The organism is Cupriavidus pampae (assembly GCF_914271485.1).
GTDB classification, from domain to species: domain Bacteria; phylum Pseudomonadota; class Gammaproteobacteria; order Burkholderiales; family Burkholderiaceae; genus Cupriavidus; species Cupriavidus pampae.
The window spans coordinates 386,897-402,826 of record NZ_CAJZAG010000003.1 but is presented as its reverse complement, the minus strand read 5'-3'; the positions used below and the strand labels follow the sequence as shown (position 1 = coordinate 402,826).

General features: G+C 65.3%; 14 protein-coding genes and 1 tRNA gene. 9 read left to right on the top strand and 6 right to left on the bottom strand.

Annotated elements, in window-relative coordinates; genetic code table 11:
- Positions 1-11: 11 nt before the first annotated feature.
- Genes LDO41_RS09525 through LDO41_RS09510 form a run of 4 tightly spaced genes read left to right on the top strand, consistent with a single transcriptional unit; the run spans position 12 to position 5,896 of the window.
- Positions 12-944: an OmpA family protein gene (locus LDO41_RS09525; protein WP_223985504.1), complete on the top strand. Its 933-nt coding sequence runs from the start codon at positions 12-14 to the stop codon at positions 942-944.
- A 24-nt stretch (positions 945-968) separates the two neighbouring features.
- Positions 969-3,185, top strand: coding sequence for a type I secretion system permease/ATPase (locus LDO41_RS09520; protein WP_223985489.1), 2,217 nt, complete (start codon positions 969-971; stop codon positions 3,183-3,185).
- A gap of 24 nt (positions 3,186-3,209) precedes the next feature.
- Positions 3,210-4,478 carry an HlyD family type I secretion periplasmic adaptor subunit gene (locus LDO41_RS09515; protein WP_223985486.1) on the top strand — a complete coding sequence of 423 codons (1,269 nt, stop codon included), beginning with the start codon at positions 3,210-3,212 and terminating at the stop codon, positions 4,476-4,478.
- Positions 4,479-4,492: 14 nt separating this feature from the next.
- Entirely contained in the window at positions 4,493-5,896 is a 1,404-nt protein-coding gene (locus LDO41_RS09510; RefSeq protein ID WP_223985485.1) for a TolC family protein, read from the top strand.
- 92 nt (positions 5,897-5,988) lie between these two features.
- Here the strand turns inward: LDO41_RS09510 and LDO41_RS09505 are convergent.
- The 6 genes from LDO41_RS09505 to LDO41_RS09480 all read right to left on the bottom strand — a co-directional run bounded on the left by LDO41_RS09505 (position 5,989) and on the right by LDO41_RS09480 (position 10,832).
- Positions 5,989-6,065 (bottom strand) — tRNA-Met (locus LDO41_RS09505).
- Between the two features lie 62 nt (positions 6,066-6,127).
- Positions 6,128-7,825: an MFS transporter gene (locus LDO41_RS09500; protein WP_223985484.1), complete on the bottom strand. Its 1,698-nt coding sequence runs from the start codon at positions 7,823-7,825 to the stop codon at positions 6,128-6,130.
- A 150-nt stretch (positions 7,826-7,975) separates the two neighbouring features.
- Positions 7,976-8,116 (bottom strand): hypothetical protein, encoded by a 141-nt coding sequence (locus tag LDO41_RS09495; RefSeq protein WP_223985483.1) that lies wholly within the window; start codon positions 8,114-8,116, stop codon positions 7,976-7,978.
- On the bottom strand, positions 8,106-8,438 hold the full coding sequence (locus tag LDO41_RS09490) for a DUF4212 domain-containing protein (protein WP_223985482.1): 333 nt from the start codon (positions 8,436-8,438) through the stop codon (positions 8,106-8,108). The genes LDO41_RS09495 and LDO41_RS09490 overlap by 11 nt, the downstream gene beginning before the upstream one ends.
- Positions 8,435-10,108 carry a sensor histidine kinase gene (locus tag LDO41_RS09485; RefSeq protein ID WP_223985481.1) on the bottom strand — a complete coding sequence of 558 codons (1,674 nt, stop codon included), beginning with the start codon at positions 10,106-10,108 and terminating at the stop codon, positions 8,435-8,437. The genes LDO41_RS09490 and LDO41_RS09485 overlap by 4 nt, the downstream gene beginning before the upstream one ends.
- Before the next feature lie 34 nt (positions 10,109-10,142).
- On the bottom strand, positions 10,143-10,832 hold the full coding sequence (locus LDO41_RS09480) for a response regulator (protein ID WP_223985480.1): 690 nt from the start codon (positions 10,830-10,832) through the stop codon (positions 10,143-10,145).
- A 259-nt stretch (positions 10,833-11,091) separates the two neighbouring features.
- On the opposite strand from LDO41_RS09480, the gene recA reads away from it, so the two are divergent.
- The 5 genes from recA to sucD all read left to right on the top strand — a co-directional run bounded on the left by recA (position 11,092) and on the right by sucD (position 15,813).
- Positions 11,092-12,159, top strand: a complete 1,068-nt coding sequence (gene recA, locus LDO41_RS09475) for a recombinase RecA (RefSeq protein ID WP_223985476.1) — start codon at positions 11,092-11,094, stop codon at positions 12,157-12,159.
- Positions 12,160-12,198: 39 nt separating this feature from the next.
- Positions 12,199-12,663: a recombination regulator RecX gene (gene recX, locus LDO41_RS09470; protein WP_223985473.1), complete on the top strand. Its 465-nt coding sequence runs from the start codon at positions 12,199-12,201 to the stop codon at positions 12,661-12,663.
- Between the two features lie 396 nt (positions 12,664-13,059).
- A complete protein-coding gene (locus tag LDO41_RS09465) occupies positions 13,060-13,641 on the top strand; it encodes a DUF2889 domain-containing protein (protein WP_223985464.1) in 582 nt (193 codons plus the stop codon).
- A 90-nt stretch (positions 13,642-13,731) separates the two neighbouring features.
- The gene (sucC, locus tag LDO41_RS09460; RefSeq protein WP_223985462.1) at positions 13,732-14,898 is read left to right on the top strand and encodes an ADP-forming succinate--CoA ligase subunit beta; all 1,167 of its coding nucleotides are present in this window, start codon (positions 13,732-13,734) and stop codon (positions 14,896-14,898) included.
- Positions 14,899-14,931: 33 nt separating this feature from the next.
- Positions 14,932-15,813 (top strand): succinate--CoA ligase subunit alpha, encoded by an 882-nt coding sequence (gene sucD / locus LDO41_RS09455; RefSeq protein ID WP_223985460.1) that lies wholly within the window; start codon positions 14,932-14,934, stop codon positions 15,811-15,813.
- Positions 15,814-15,930: the final 117 nt, after the last annotated feature.

Here is a 15,930-nt window from a genome sequence, read left to right as displayed (position 1 = left end):
AGGAGAAACAGATGTCATGGCTCATGGTGACGCTCACTCGGTCATTGCCTGAGGTTGTGGGGCTGCTGCTAGCCTGTCGTCTCATGGTTCCCGCGCCCGCGTGGGCACAGGCGAGCGTCGCTCCAGATGCCGGCGATGGGCTGTATGCCTCGGCGCCACCCCCCATCACCACCCAGGCCCAGATCGTCATCTTCCGCCCGCCATCCACCTCCGCCATCACCAGGACCGAACCCGCCCATATCTATATCGACGGCAAGTTTCATGCCGCGCTGATGCCCAACGGCTTCACGCGATTCTGCGTCGCGCCGGGCCGGCACACCATCGAGTCGATCCTCGACGATGCACCGACTTACTCGGGCAAGTCGCAGCCAGGCGCGCACGTGGATCTGCGGGGCGGGCAGACGTACTTTGCCGGCGTGCAGGAAGGCGAGGGCGGGCATGCGCGGGCGTACTCGCGCGCGGAGGCCGAGGCACGGCTCGAGGGTACTCTCGCGCAGCGCCGCGTCATCAGCCGCGCGAGCGCGGTGGTACCTTGCGAAGCGGGTATCGTCGTGGCGTCGCTGCCGCCCGTCGTCGGTGTCGAGGTGCATTTCGGCTTCGCGCGATCGGATGCGGCGGCCATCGATTCGGCGGGGCAGGCGGCATTGCGCGACCTGGTCGCGCGGCTGGCCGACGATTCTTCCGGCGTCGGACAGGTTCTGGTAAGGGGTCACGCCGACAGGATCGGCACCGAGGCGGTCAATCGATCGCTCTCCGCCGCGCGCGCGCGGACGGTGCGTCAGATGCTGATATCCGCCGGTCTGTCGGCGAGGCTGATCACGATCACTGCGGCGGGCAGCTCGGAGCCATCGGTGAAGTGCCCAGGGAGCGGTCCGTCGTCGTCGCGCATCGACTGCAATACGCCCAACCGACGCGTCGAGGTGCGTATCGCCGGATCGGACTGAGCGCGCGATGACTGGGCGCCGATCATGACCATGCATGCGAGGCAGGACCCCGTGATGACCCCGGGGCCGGCGGACGCACCCTGTGACACGCTCCTCGAGGCAGTGCGCTGGGTCTGCGTGTACTACGGACTCAACGTCAGCGAGGCCGCACTGCGGACGGGGCTGCCGCGCGGCGCGTGGCTGTCCCCGCCGCTGGCCGTTCGTATTCTCGAGCAGGTGGGCATCAGTTCCGCGTGGGCGCATCGCGATCTGGCCGAACTCTCGTCATATCTGTTTCCCGTGGTCCTGCAGTGCCGGAACGGCCGCGTCTGCGTGGTGACGATACGGCGCGGCGAAGGGCCGGCAGCCCTTTACGAAGTCGTGTTCATGGAACTCGTCGGGCGCGTCACGGTGCTCACCGCGAAAGAACTCGCGGACATGTACTCGGGCTATGCGCTGCTGATCAAGCCGCGGCCGCAGCTGGACGACCGCGCCGGCGAGCCGCTGCCCGAGCAGGACGGACACTGGCTGTTCGGGACGGTCTGGCACTATCGGCGCTATTACACGAGCGCCGCGCTGGGCGCGATCCTGATCAACGTGCTGACGCTGGCCAGTACGTTCTTCACGATGAACGCGTATGACCGCGTGATTCCGAACCAGGCCTACGTCACGCTGTGGTCGCTCGCGATCGGCGTCATGCTCGCCATGCTGTTCGAATTCGTCGCCCGGCATGTGCGCGCGCATCTCGTCGATGTGGCGGGCAAGAAGGCCGATCTCGTGCTGGGGACACTGTTGTTCCGCAAGGTCATGGCCACATGCATGGAGTACCGGCCCCCATCGGCCGGCGCGTTCGCGAACCAGCTGCGCGAGTTCGAATCGGTGCGTGACTTCGTCAGTTCCGCCACGCTGACCACGATTTCCGACCTGCCCTTCTGCATCGCCTTCGTGGCCATCATCGCCGTGATCGGTGGCCCGCTGTCGCTCGTGCTGGTGGCATCGATCCCGATCATCATCATCGTGAGCATTGCCATCCAGGGGCCGCTTGCACGAACGATGCAGGAGAACCTGCGCGAAGCCTCGCTCAAGCAGGGGTTGCTGATCGAGGTCGTGGAGGGCATGGAATCGCTGAAGGCCGTGCACGGCGAGGGCGTCATGCAGATGAAGTGGGAGAACTTCAGCGCGCTGACGGCCGCGAGCGCGATGAAGTCGCGGGCGATGTCGAGCCTGGCCATCAACTTCGTGACGTGGATGCAGCAGATGCAGACGGTGATCATCGTGGTGTGGGGGGTGTACCTGATCCACGATGGCGCACTGAGCACGGGCGCGCTGATCGGCTCGGTCATCCTCGCCAGCCGCGCGGTATCGCCGCTCGCGGCGGTCGTGGGCCTCGCCGTGCGGTTCCAGCAGGCGCGCGCCGCGCTCCGGTCGCTGAACCGGCTGGTGGCGCTGCCGGTGGATCGCGTACCGGGCCGGCGGTATCTGGCGCGGCAGCATTTTACGGGCGACATCGAACTGAAGGGGATCGGATTCGCCTATCCGGTGCCGCCGGGGCAGACCGCGCCGCGCGTGCTGCAGGATATCTCGCTGCACATCGGCGCGGGGGAACGCGTGGCCGTGCTCGGCAATATCGGCAGCGGAAAATCCACGCTCTTGCGCGTCATGGCGGCCCTCTTCCGGGCGCAGGACGGCCAGCTGCTGTTCGACGACATCGACGCCGGGCAGATCGATCCCGCCGATGTGCGGGCGGCGGTGGGGCTGCTCTCACAGGACGCACGGCTCTTCCACGGCACGCTGCGCGACAACGTCATGATCGGCAATCCGTCCTGCGGCACCGAGCGGTTCCTCGAGGTCGCGCGGCTGACGGGCGTCGATCAGATTGCCGCGCATCATCCCCGCGGCTTCGACATGCCTGTCGGCGAGATGGGCGAAGGGCTGTCGGGCGGACAGCGTCAACTCGTGGCGCTGGCACGCTGCCTGTTGCTCGAGCCGCGCATCCTGCTGATGGATGAACCCACGAGCTCGATGGATCTGCAGACGGAGCTGCATTTCCTGCATCGGCTATCGGCGGCATCGAAGGGTCAGACGCTGGTAGTGGCCACGCATCGGCTGTCCGTGCTCAATCTGGTGGAGCGTGTCGTTGTCCTGAACGAAGGACGCGTGCATCTGGACGGCCCCAAGGACGCCGTGCTGAGAGAGCTCGGCATCGTCGCGCTGCCCGTTCAAGGCCATGCACCGGCGCCGCCCGCGCGGGGCGCGGCGTAGGCGCATCCGCGGGCGAGGCACGACATGGACCCCGTCAGATCCGACTCAGGCCGCCCAAAGGACGCGCGCCGTCCGGGGCCGACCGGTGTGGTCCGCGGTGAAGACCTCGCCTACATGCGCGAGCTGCGGGAGGCGATGCTCGTCCAGCGGCCGGAAGGCAGCCTGCTGGTGCTGTTCCTGATCGGCGCGGTCCTGCTCGCGGGGTTGGGCTGGGCGGCGGTCTCCGATGTGGAGGAGATCACCACGGGGGAGGGCAAGGTCATTCCCGCCAGCCGCGAGCAGATCATCCAGAGCCTCGAGGGCGGAATCCTGGAGTCGCTGTCGGTGCGCGAGGGCGATATCGTCCAGCGCGGGCAGGTGCTGCTGGAGATCGATCCGACGCGCGCGGGCGCCGCGTACCGGGAGGGGATGTCGAAGGTGCTGGCACTGAAGGCCGCCGCCGCGCGGCTGCGCGCGGAGGCATATCAGGCGCCGCTGGTGTTCTCCGAGGACGTGCAGTCGGTGGCGTCGATCGTGCGCGACGAAACGCAGGCCTACAACGCGCGCCGGCAGGCCCTGCAGGAGAGCGTGACCGCGCTGCAGCGCAGCCTGAGCCTGGCCGAGCGGGAGATCGCGCTGTCGGAACCGCTGTCCGCGCGCGGCCTCGTCTCGGAGGTGGAGATCCTGCGCATGAAGCGCCAGGCCAACGAGTTCCGCCTGCAGATGGCGGAGCGGCAGAACAAGTTTCGCGCGGACGCCAATGCGGACCTGACGCGCGTGGAGGGTGAGCTGGCGCAGGCCCGGGAGAACGCGGGCGCGCGCGAGGATGTGATGCGCCGAACCACGCTCCGCGCGCCCGTCAAGGGCACCGTCAAGAACATCCGCGTCACGACGATCGGCGGCGTGATCCAGCAGGGCGGCGACATCATGGAGATCGTCCCGCTGAACGACCAGCTGCTCGTCGAGGCACGGATCAAGCCCGCGGACGTCGCATTCGTGCGGCCCGGACTGGCCGCGACGGTAAAGATCTCGGCCTACGACTTCTCCATCTACGGCGGCTTGCGGGGGACCGTCGAACATATCAGCCCCGACACGATCAAGGACGAAGAACGTTCCCGCATCGGGCAGGCGGAATCGTCCTACTACCGCGTGCTGGTGCGCACCGACAAGGCGTATCTGAGCGCGGGCGGCAAGACGTTCCCGATCATTCCCGGCATGACGGCGACGGTGGAGATCCGCACGGGCGAGAAGACGATTCTCAGCTTCCTGCTCAAGCCGGTGCTCAAGTCCCGGGAAGCGTTCCGGGAGCGCTGACAGGAAGCCACGCCATGACTGCAATCGCCAGCAAGCTTGTGTGCCCGTTCGTCGTGATCGATGCCATGACGCTGTTCATGGCCGTGCCGCCGGTCCGCGCGCAGCCGTCGGCCGACGTCGCGACGCAGGCCATCGACATGGCGGTGCCCGCATCGCGCATCATCGTCGCCGTGCCGGATGCCGCCGCGACGGCCTTCCGTCCTTACCTGGCCGAGATGGTCGACAAGGCGCTCATGCTGAGCCCGGAGGTACGGGAGGCCATGGCCAAATGGCAGGCCGCGGAGTTCGACATCGGGCAGGCGAAAGGGCAGCGATGGCCGCAGGTGCAACTCGGGGCCAACTCGCCATCCGCCCAGTTCGGCGGCGGCAACCGCACCGACGTCTCCAACAGGGGTTATGGCACGGTGCAGGTCACCACGCCGCTGATCGACTGGGGTCGTATCGCGCGCACCGTGGACAGCCGGAGCGAAACGTCCAAGGCCGCCTTCCAGGAACTCGAGCAATCGAGGCAGAAGATCTCGTTCGACACGAGTCTCGCGGTGCTGGAGCTGCTGCGAAACCGCGCCGCGCTCGGCCACACCCAAGGCTACGTCAAACAGATGGCCAGCCTCGTGACCATGCTCAGCCAGATCGTGTTGGCCGATGCGGGGCGCCGCAGCGAGCTGACGCAGGCGCGCGCGCGGCTGCTGCAGGCGTTGAGCAGCCGCGACCAGGTCATTGCCCGGACGCGGGAGGCCGAGGTGGCCCTGTACAAGCTGGTGGGCGAGGAAGTGGAATTGCCCGCGAAGCTCCGATGGCAATCGGAGGACATCGCGCTGGCGGCCGCGCTGGACGCCGCGCAGTCGCATCCAGCGCTGCTGCAGAGCCGGGCCGAGGCCAGCGCGGCGGGCTTTCAGGCGGACTCCGTGCGCGCGAGCCGGTGGCCGCAGATCAACTGGCTCGTCTCCAAGTCGAGCCAGCCCGACAGTCTGGGTCGGACGCTGCCTTGGATGACGAGCGTGGGCGTGCAGTGGAACGCGTTCCAGGGCGGCTCGGCGCGTGCCGCCGAGCAGGCGGCGCGGGAGCGTGCGCGGGCCGGCGAGCAGCGCGCTCAGAGCGTCCAGCGCGACCTGGAGTCGCGCCTGCGGACCAGCGCCGAGCAGCGGGACGCCGCCCAGACGCGCGCGACGCAGTATGCGGCGCTGATCGTCGAGACCGACCGGGTGCGCCGGGCATTCTTCGATCAGTGGTACCACCTGGGCAAGCGTACGCTGCTGGACGTGCTGATCGCGGAGAGCGACTACTACAACAACCAGATTGCGCGGGTGAACGGGGAATACGACGCGAATGCGGCGGATCTGCGCATGCTGAGCGATTCGGGACTGATGCTTGCATGGCTGGTTGGGGCGCAAACAGTGACGGTGCCCAGAAAAGAATAATGCCCCGTCGAGCATCGATCTCGACAGGGCATTAATGTACTGCATCCTTGCCGATCCCACCTTGCTGCAGCGGGGACAAAGACTTGAAGAAGTGGTGGCGAATCAGGGACTCGAACCCCGGACCTGCGGATTATGATTCCGTCGCTCTAACCAACTGAGCTAATTCGCCAACGAAGACCGCAATTATACCTACGGATTGCGGTCTGTCAACACCCCTTCGCTATCTTTCCATCAATCGTTGGCGTAGATGTCCACGTCCTTGGTTTCGCGGATAAACAGCGCGCCGATCACGAACGTCATGGCGGCGATGATGATCGGGTACCAGAGGCCGTAGTAGATGTTGCCGTTCTGTGCCACCAGCGCGAACGAGATCGTTGGCAGCAGGCCACCGAACCAGCCGTTACCGATATGGTAGGGCAGCGACATCGACGTATAGCGGATGCGGGTCGGGAACATTTCCACCAGCATCGCCGCGATCGGGCCGTACACCATCGTCACGTAGATCACCAGGATCACCAGCAGCACGAGCACCATGATGGTGTTCATCTGCGCGGGATCGGCCTTGAGCGGGTAGCCGGCGGCGGCCATCGACTCGGACACGTCCTTCTTGAACGCCGCGATCTGCTTCTTGCTGGCGTCGTCGAAGCTGTGACCACCGACCACGGTCGCGTCCAGCGACTTGATCTCCTTGTCACCGATCTTCACCGTAGCGATCGTGCCCGGCGGGGCTTGCACCACCTCATAGCTGGCCGAGGCTTGTGCCAGCGTACGCTTGACGATGTCGCACGAGCTGCGGAAGTCGATCTCGCGGGCGATCGGGCTGCCCTGGAACGAGCAGGTCTTCGGGTCGGCCGACACCACGATCTGCGCGGTCTGCTGCGCGCGCTCGAGCGCCGGGTTGGCGTAGTGCGTCAGACCCTTGAAGATCGGGAAGTACGTCAGCACGGCCAGCGCGCAGCCCGCCATGATGATCCACTTGCGGCCGATCTTGTCCGACAGCGAGCCGAAGAAGATGAAGAACGGCGTGCCGATGACGAGCGCGCCCGCGATCAGCAGGTTGGCGGTCTTCGCATCGACCTTCAGCACCTGCGTGAGGAAGAACAGCGAGTAGAACTGACCCGAGTACCAGACCACGGCCTGCCCGGCGGTCAGGCCAATCAGCGCCAGGATCACGATCTTCAGGTTGCGCCATTGGGCGAACGACTCGGTCAGCGGTGCCTTGGAGGTTTTGCCTTCGGCCTTCATGCGCTGGAACGCCGGCGATTCGCTCATCGACAGGCGGATGTACACGGACATGGCCAGCAGCAGGATCGAGAGCAGGAACGGGATACGCCAGCCCCAGACTTCGAAGTTCGGGCCGGTGAGTTCGCGGCACAGCAGAATCACGATCAGCGACAGGAACAGACCCAGCGTCGCGGTGGTCTGGATCCACGCGGTGTACGCGCCGCGCTTGCCGTGCGGCGCGTGCTCGGCCACATATGTGGCGGCACCACCGTACTCGCCGCCGAGCGCGAGGCCCTGCAGCATGCGCAGCAGAATCAGGATGATCGGAGCGGCCCAGCCGATGGTCGCGTAGCTTGGCAACAGACCCACAATGAATGTCGACACGCCCATGATGAGGATGGTCACCAGGAACGTGTACTTGCGGCCGATCATGTCGCCGAGGCGGCCGAACACCAGCGCGCCGAACGGTCGCACGATAAAGCCGGCGGCGAACGCGAGCAGCGCGAAGATGAATGCGGAAGTCGGATCGAGGCCCGCGAAGAACTGCTTGGCGATGACCGCCGCCAGCGAACCGTATAGATAAAAGTCGTACCACTCGAATACCGTGCCGAGCGAGGAGGCCAGAATGACCTTTCTCTCCTCGCGCGTCATCGGCGCGCTGCTGGCGCCGCCCCCCGGCACCGCTACATTCTGCCCGTTAGCCATTTTCTTGTCTCCTCTACGTTGGGATCTCCGGTCCCCTCGCACGGCACGCTGCGCGCGCGCGCGGACTCCCGCACCGAAGTTGCAAACGATTGTGGGAGGCGAAACTTACTGAGTTCTGACAGGGATAGACGGGAACCGTCGGGGTATACGCTAGCGGGTGAAGGCGCTCTCGCGCGCCCCACGCGGGGTGCGGCGCCATGGTGGCGCGCCAATCGTCATGCTGCGCTGCCGGGCCGGCGACACGCCTTGCCGCGCGCGGTATGGCGTGGCGCGCATCATGCTATGCAGCATCGCGCCTCGGTGAATCCTGCCGGCCAGCGTCGGGGGCCACCGGATTGGCTTCGGCGGCACCGTCGTCGTCTCCAGCCCGATCCGCGCGGTTCATGCGCCAGGCGTATAACGCAGCCATCAACACGTAGACGATCAATGCGCCCTGCGCGCCAACCCAGAACGAGAACGGCCAGCCGAAGAATGGGAAACGCAGTTCGCGCGCGTACCAGCTGACGACGAATGTCACCAAAAACCAGAGCACCAGCAGGCTCGCGATCCAGCGTACGTTGCGCCGCCACGCGCGGTGTTCGGCGGCGTTGGCCGGTGGAAACGCGCGTTTCATGCGCCACCGTCCCCAGCGCTGCCGAACACGCCGCCGCTGGCGTCGTCGCTGACCGGTCGGCGCAGCGTAATGCGGAAGCGCGCGCCCGCGCGGCGCGGCTCGGTCTGCCACACGTGGTCGCCGATCGACACCTCGCCGCCGTGCTGTTGCACGATCTCGCGCACGATGGCCAGGCCGAGCCCACTGCCCTCGGTATTGGTGCCGAGCACGCGGTAGAAGCGTTCCATCACGCGCTCGCGCTCGGTGGGCGGAATGCCGGGACCGGTGTCCTCCACGTCGAGGTAGACGAACGGCTCGAACGCATCGACGCTCAGGCGCACGGTGGCATGTCCTTCGGCAGGCGTGTAGCGGATGGCGTTGTCGAGCAGGTTGTTGAGCATCTCGGTCAGCATCAGGCGATTGCCGATGATCGTTATCGCGTGGTCGTCGCCCTCCATGCCCAGTTCGAGACCGAGGTCGATGCGTCGCGCCCACGCCTGTGGCAGCCAGTCCTTGACCACATCGCGCACCAGCGAGGCCAGATCGAGCGGCGCCATGCCGCCGACGCCAGCGAGGTTCTCCATGCGCGCGAGCGACAGCAATTGCGTGACCAGATGCGCGGTACGTTCCGAGCTGCCGGCGATCTGTGCGAGCGAGCGACGTAACTCCTCGGGCGACTGCTCGCGCTGCGCGAGCTCGGCCTGCATGCGCAGTCCCGCGAGCGGCGTCTTCATCTGATGCGCGGCATCGGCGATAAAGCGTTTCTGCGTCTGCACCGACTGGTCGAGCCGCGCGAGCAGATCGTTGAACGACGCGACGAGCGGCGTGATTTCCTGCGGCGCCGCGCTCTCGTCGATCGGACTCGTGTCGCCAGGATTGCGTGCGCGAATGCGCTGCTGAATCGCGGTGAGCGGCGCCAGGCCGCGCGTGAGGCCGAACCATACGAGCACCACCGCGAGCGGCAGGATCACGAACTGCGGCAGGATCACGCCCTTGATGATTTCGTTGGCCAGTCGCGCGCGCTTGTCCAGCGTCTCCGCTACCTGCACGAGCACGGGCTGCGTGCCGCTCGCGTTCTTGAGTTCGACGTAGGTATACGCCACGCGCACGTCGTTGCCGCCGACATGATCGTCACGCAGCGAGACGAGTCCCGCGTGCGCCTGGTCGTCCTCGGATGGCAGCGGCAGGTCGTGATCGCCGGCCACGTACTCGCCGCGCTTGCCCACCACCTGGTAATAGATATTGTCGGTCTCGTCGGCGCGCAGGATCTCGCGCGCCGACAGTGGCAGTTGCAGCGTAACGCGGCCGTTGACCTCGCGCACCTGCTGCGACAGCACGATCGCGCTGGCTTCGAGCGAGCGATCGAACGGGCCATTCGCAATCGACTTGGCCACGAGGTACGTCACCGCGATGCTCATCGGCCAGAGCAGCAGCAGCGGTGCGAGCATCCAGTCGAGGATCTCCCCGAACAGCGAGCGCGGCGCGGGATGCGCGGTGTTCTCTTCGAGGTGGGGCAGCGCTTCAGCGAGCGCTTCGTCGGTGACGCTGGCTTCGGCAGCTTGAGCGAGATCGGCGGGATCGGCGGGGTCGCTGCCCGCGCCCGCGGCCGACGCGCGCGGCGATGCACGTGAGCCACGCGAAAAGGGGTGCAGACGGGCCAGACGTCGCAACGGCAACCACAACAGACTCATCGCGACCGGTCTCCGAAGGGTAGGTGCCGCAGGCTCAGCCGTGCGCGGCCATGGCCGGCTGGAACTTCTCGAGGCAGTAGCCGAGGCCGCGCACCGTGGCGATGCGGATGCCGCCCACCTCGATCTTCTTGCGCAGTCGGTGCACGTAGACCTCGATCGCGTTATTGCTGACTTCCTCACCCCATTCGCACAGATGGTCGACGAGCTGCTCTTTGGAGACCAGCCGGCCGCTACGCGTGAGCAGGATCTCGAGCAGGCCGATCTCGCGCGCGGACAGGTCCAGCAGTTGCTCGTTGAGGTAGGCGATGCGGCCGACCTGGTCGAACGCGAGCGGGCCATGGCGCATGAGCGTGGCACCGCCGCCGGCGCCGCGGCGTACCAGCGCGCGCACGCGCGCCTCCAGTTCGGAGAGCGCGAACGGCTTGGCCATGTAGTCGTCGGCGCCGAGGTCGAGGCCCTTGACGCGCTCATCGACGCTGTCTGCGGCAGTCAAGATCAGCACCGGCACCATCGCGCCGCGCGCGCGCAGGCGCTTGAGCACCTCCAGGCCGGACATGCGGGGCAGGCCGAGGTCGAGGATCAACAGGTCGAATTGCTGGGTGGACAGCGCGGAATCGGCCTCCACGCCATGACTGACATGATCGACGGCATAGCCGGACTGCCGCAGCGAGCGGGTCAGCCCGTCTGCCAGAACGTCGTCATCTTCGGCGATCAGAATGCGCATGTTTTGTCTCCACCCTTGTTGCCGGCTTCGCTGGGGCTTGCCAAGCATACTGTTTTTTTATACAGTATCCGACATTCCGCGCGCACTGCCACTAGGGCATTGCGCAGGTGCCCGATACTGAGGCGGCGCATGAGGCGGCGCCCGGGTGATACCCGGGCAAAAAAATCAGCCAAACTCGTGATTTCCGTGCAAAAACATGGAGAAATCGGGTGCGGCGCCGCATGCGGCCTATTTATACACCATTGACTGAAGGACGACCATGGACGACAAGAAGGCCGGCGCCGGCGTGAGCGCGGAGAAGCAGAAGGCGCTTGCCGCCGCGCTGTCGCAGATCGAGAAGCAGTTCGGCAAGGGCTCGATCATGCGGCTCGGCGATGGCGATGTCGAACAGGACATCCAGGTCGTCTCGACGGGCTCGCTGGGTCTGGACATCGCGCTTGGCGTCGGCGGCCTGCCGCGCGGCCGCGTGGTGGAGATCTACGGCCCGGAATCGTCGGGCAAGACCACGCTGACGCTGCAGGCCCTGGCCGAAATGCAGAAGCTGGGCGGCACCTGCGCGTTTATCGACGCGGAGCATGCGCTTGACGTCAGCTACGCCAGCAAGCTCGGCGTGGACATCGGCAGCCTGCTGATTTCGCAGCCGGACACCGGCGAGCAGGCGCTGGAAATCGCCGACGCGCTGGTGCGCTCGGGCTCGATCGACATGATCGTGATCGACTCGGTCGCGGCACTCGTACCGAAGGCCGAAATCGAGGGCGAGATGGGCGATTCGCTGCCGGGCCTGCAGGCTCGTCTGATGAGCCAGGCGCTGCGCAAGCTGACCGGCACGATCAAGCGGACCAACTGCCTGGTGATCTTCATCAACCAGATCCGCATGAAGATCGGTGTGATGTTCGGCTCGCCGGAAACGACCACCGGCGGTAACGCGCTCAAGTTCTACGCCTCGGTGCGCCTCGACATTCGCCGGATCGGCTCGATCAAGAAGGGCGACGACGTGATTGGCAACGAGACCAAGGTCAAGGTCGTCAAGAACAAGGTGGCGCCGCCGTTCCGCGAAGCGTTCTTCGACATCCTCTACGGTCAGGGCATTTCGCGTCAGGGCGAGATCATCGACCTCGGCGTGGACGCGAAGATCGTCGAGAAGTCGGGCGCGTGGTACAGCTACAACGGCGAGAAGATCGGTCAGGGCAAGGACAACGCGCGCGAATATCTGCGCGAGAACCCCGACATCGCCGAGGAAATCGAAAACAAGGTTCGTGCCGCGCTTGGCGTGGTGGCGACCAACCCTGGCGTCAAGCCGGCCGCACCGGCCGAGATCGCTGACTAAGGGTTAGCTTTGCCCTCTCCCTGCGGGAGAGGGTTCCCCATGATTACCCGTCCCCCGCTTTCCCTCAAGGCGCGCGCCATCGGCTATCTGTCGCGGCGCGAGCACAGCCGTGTGGAGCTGGCGCGCAAGCTGGCGCCACATGCCGAATCCGCCGAGGAAGTGGACGCGCTGCTCGACGCGCTCGAGCGCGACAACTGGCTCTCCAATACGCGCTTCGTCGATAGCCTCGTGCATCGGCGCGCCAGCCGCTACGGCGCGGCCCGCGTACTGCAGGAAGCGAAAACCCACAAGCTCGGCAGCGAGCAGATTCAGGATTTGCAGGAGCGTCTGCGCGAGACCGAGGTCGAGCGTGCGCGCGAAGTGTGGCGCAAGCGTTTTGGCGAAGCGCCGGACTCGGCGGAGGCGCGTGCGAAGCAGATCCGCTTCATGATGGCGCGCGGCTTTTCACGCGCGGTGATCGGCAAGGTGATTCGTGGTGCCGAAGACGGGGAAGACTTCGAATAGCAGGCGGCGACTCGTGCGCTGGCACCCCGCCGCGCCTAGATGACTGATGTCTGACATGCTGCCCACAACGCGCATGCTGCCGTTGTATACCTGCGCGCACAGCAGGTGTATTTGCCCGAATTTATTTCGTGGCGCACTGCAACGCCAAAAACACCCGTCGCCCGCAAACCGTTGTCACAATTGGGTTTCACGACGATGACCGCGCAACAATTCGCGCCGGACAGTGTGTCTGGCAGGATGTTCCCGGTGGGAGCGTCGCGGCATGTTAAACTCCTTGGGTTTTTTCGGCCTTCGGCGGCCGCGCGGCTTCAGGCCGCCAGCGCCGTCGCCCCGTTGTAGCCAGCCCATAGCCGTACCGAGCCAATAAAGTCGTAACGCCCTGCATTCGTTCGCAGCATGCCCCTCTCCCCGCCCGCCAATCGCGCCTTACGTCACCGTCGAGCCATCACGGCCGAGGCGTATCTGCGCGATGACGGCCTGTGGGACATCGAGGCCCGGATCACCGACACCAAGCCGCGCGACATTCCGCTGGCGGGTGGCGGGGTGCGGGCCCAGGGCGAACCGCTGCACGACCTGTGGCTGCGCGTGACGATCGACCTGCGCATGAACATCGTGGACGCCGAGGCCTCTTCCGACTGGGTGCCATATCCGACCCACTGCGACACGATCGGCCCGGCCTACCGCAAACTCATCGGGCTGAACCTGATGCGCGGCTTCCGCAAGGCGGTGCGCGAGCGCCTCGGCAGCGTGGAGGGTTGCACCCATCTGACCGAACTGGCCGGTGTGCTGCCGACCACTGCTATTCAAGCTTTTGCCGGCGACGTGTTCAACACGCGCGACGACGGCGCCAACGATTCGAATCCCGAACCTCCTTACCAGCTTCATGGTTGCCACGCGCTGCATTTCGAGGGCGAGGTGGTTCGGCAGTTTTACCCGCGCTGGTTTGGTTACCAGCCGAAACCCAGAACCTCAGGCTGACCGTCACGGTCGGCCGACAGGCGAGAGCTGTTCGTCTCCCACGAATTTCTCCTTCTTCCCCCTTTTACGCCTACCCGAAAGGAAACACGCATGAATATCCATGAGTATCAAGGCAAGGAACTCCTGCGCAAATACAACGTGCCGGTCCCGCGCGGCATTCCCGCGTTCTCGGTTGACGAAGCGCTGAAGGCTGCTGAGCAGCTCGGCGGCCCGGTATGGGTCGTCAAGGCGCAGATCCACGCTGGTGGCCGCGGCAAGGGCGGTGGCGTGAAAGTGGCCAAGAGCATTGACGACGTCAAGACCTACGCCAGCAACATTCTCGGCATGCAACTGGTCACGCACCAGACCGGCCCGGAAGGCAAGAAGGTCAACCGCCTGCTGATCGAAGAAGGCGCCGACATCAAGAAGGAAGTCTACGTCAGCCTGGTCGTGGACCGCGTGTCGCAGAAGGTTGCGCTGATGGCCTCGAGCGAAGGCGGCATGGACATCGAGGAAGTGGCTGCCCACAGCCCCGAGAAGATCCACACGCTGATCGTCGATCCGGCCGAAGGCCTGAAGGATGCCGACGCTGACGACATCGCCCGCAAGATCGGCGTGCCCGACGCGAGCGTTGCGCAAGCGCGCCAGGCCCTGCAAGGTCTGTACAAGGCGTTCTGGGACACCGACGCTTCGCTGGCTGAAATCAACCCGCTGATCCTGACCGGCGACGGCAAGGTGATCGCACTGGACGCCAAGTTCAACTTCGACTCGAACGCACTGTTCCGTCATCCGGAAATCGTGGCTTACCGCGATCTGGATGAAGAAGACGCTGCTGAAATCGAGGCTTCGAAGTTCGATCTGGCCTACATCTCGCTGGACGGCAACATCGGCTGCCTGGTGAACGGCGCTGGTCTGGCCATGGCGACCATGGACACCATCAAGCTGTTCGGCGGCGAGCCGGCCAACTTCCTCGACGTGGGCGGCGGTGCCACCACCGAGAAGGTGACCGAAGCGTTCAAGCTGATGCTGAAGAACCCGAACCTGAAGGCCATCCTGGTCAACATCTTCGGCGGCATCATGCGTTGCGACGTGATCGCCGAAGGCGTGATCGCGGCCTCGAAGGCTGTGTCGCTGTCCGTGCCGCTGGTGGTCCGCATGAAGGGTACCAACGAAGAAATCGGCAAGAAGCTGCTGGCCGATTCGGGTCTGCCCATCATCTCGGCCGACGCGATGGAAGATGCCGCGCAGAAGGTCGTGGCCGCCGCCGCTGGCAAGTAAGCCGGTCCGCCCAACTACGCAAAGGATTACAGCATGTCGATTCTGATCAATAAAGATACCAAGGTCATCACGCAGGGCATTACCGGCAAGACCGGTCAGTTCCACACCCGTGGCTGCCGCGACTACGCGAACGGCAAGAACGCGTTTGTTGCTGGCGTGAACCCGAAGAAGGCCGGCGAAGACTTCGAAGGCATTCCTATCTACGCCAGCGTGAAGGATGCGAAGGCCCAAACCGGCGCCACCGTGTCGGTGATCTACGTGCCGCCCGCAGGCGCTGCCGCCGCAATCTGGGAAGCCGTTGACGCCGATCTGGACCTCGTGGTCTGCATCACCGAAGGCATTCCTGTCCGCGACATGATGGAAGTCAAGGACAAGATGCGCAAGCAAGGCAAGAAGACCCTGCTGCTGGGACCGAACTGCCCGGGCCTGATCACGCCGGACGAAATCAAGATCGGCATCATGCCGGGTCACATCCACCGCAAGGGCCGCATCGGCGTGGTGTCGCGCTCGGGCACGCTGACGTACGAAGCCGTGGGCCAGCTGACCGCGCTGGGCCTGGGCCAGTCGTCGGCCGTCGGTATCGGTGGCGATCCGATCAACGGTCTGAAGCACATCGACGTGATGCAGATGTTCAACGACGATCCGGATACGGACGCCGTGGTGATGATCGGTGAAATCGGTGGTCCGGACGAGGCGAACGCCGCCTACTGGATCAAGGAAAACATGAAGAAGCCGGTGGTTGGCTTTATCGCTGGTGTGACGGCGCCTCCGGGCAAGCGCATGGGCCATGCTGGCGCGCTGATCTCGGGCGGTGCGGATACCGCGCAAGCCAAGCTGGAAATCATGGAAGCCTGCGGCATCAAGGTCACGAAGAACCCGTCCGAAATGGGCCGCCTGCTGAAGTCGATTCTGTAATTTCCCGCGCCATCGCGGCGATCGGCAAGATCGCCGCAGACGTGGTACATGTAGCAACCATTGCCCCCGCGCGGATGCCGGGGGCAATGTTCATTTTGGTGCGCCGCATCTCAGGGT